The sequence below is a fragment of the Cellulosimicrobium sp. NPDC057862 genome, from assembly GCF_042797035.1.
GTDB lineage: Bacteria > Actinomycetota > Actinomycetes > Actinomycetales > Cellulomonadaceae > Cellulosimicrobium.
This window is the reverse complement of sequence record NZ_JBHVMH010000043.1, coordinates 1-1,060: the sequence shown is the minus strand read 5'-3', so window position 1 is coordinate 1,060 and position 1,060 is coordinate 1. Positions and strand designations below refer to the sequence as shown.

General features: G+C 70.7%; 1 protein-coding gene. It reads right to left on the bottom strand.

The annotated features are described in order from the left end of the window. The coding region (locus ACFVN3_RS20835; RefSeq protein WP_336728512.1) for an IS481 family transposase at positions 1–967 on the bottom strand (967 nt) is incomplete at its 3' end. Between the last annotated feature and the right edge of the window lie 93 nt (positions 968–1,060).

Below are 1,060 nucleotides of genomic sequence, written 5' to 3'. Positions count from 1 at the left end.
TGTACTGACCCGGGACGTTGTTCACGCGGTCGATGGGGCGTAGGCCGCCGATGCCGGTGTGGGGTCGTTCCAGGTTGTACCGGTCCAGCCAGATCGGCAATGCCTGGGCTCGGTCCTGGTTGGAGGTGTAGGGGCGGGCGTAGGCCCACTCGGCGGCCAGGGTGCGGTTGAGGCGTTCGGCCTTGCCGTTGGTCCAGGGGCAGTGCGGCTTGATGAACTTCAGTCGGATCCCGAGATCGGCCGCGGCGTCGCGGAACGCGTGGGACTGGCGGTAGTTCTTCGCGTTGTCGCTCAGGACGCGCTCGATGGCGATGCTGTGAGTGGCGTAGAACGCGGCGGCCCGGGTCAGGAACCCGGCGCAGGTGGTGCCCTTCTCGTCGCGGTGGATCTCGGCGTAGGCGAGCCGGGAGTGGTCGTCGATCGCGGTGTGGACGTAGTCGTAGCCGATCCCGCGCCCACGGACCTCTTCGGAACGACCGTGCGCGCGCCAGCCGCCGCCGTCAGGGATGCGGCCGAGCTTCTTGACGTCGATGTGCACCAGCGAGCCCGGATACGGGTGCTCGTAGCGGCGCGTAGTACGCCGCGTGGCACGGATGAGGTGCCCGGTGATCGGGTCGCACTCGGCCAGCAGCGGGGTGTGGTGACGGGCCAGGACCCGGCCCACCGTCGAGGCCGGCACCCCGACCCGGCGCGCCAGGTCGACCGGCCCGCGGCGGGCCAGGTGCCGCCAGATCCGGATCCTGGCCTCCACGCATGCCGGCGTGCGGTGCGGGCACGAGTGCGGGCGTGAGGACCGGTCGACCAAACCGGCCCGGCCGATCTGCCGGTAGCGGCGCCACCACCGCCACGCCGTGGTGCGTGAGACGCCCATCTCCGCGGCGACGTGCGCGACCGGGCGGCCTGCCGCGATGCGCTGAACCATGGTCAGCCTGCCGGCCGGAGTCAGCCGGGCGTTAGCGTGGGACACGAGAGACCTCCGTTGGTGCGAGCCGGGTTCCTAGACAGCTCCCACTCGACCCGGAGGTCTCTCGCTACGTCAACAACCTGCTGGGTCAGTACA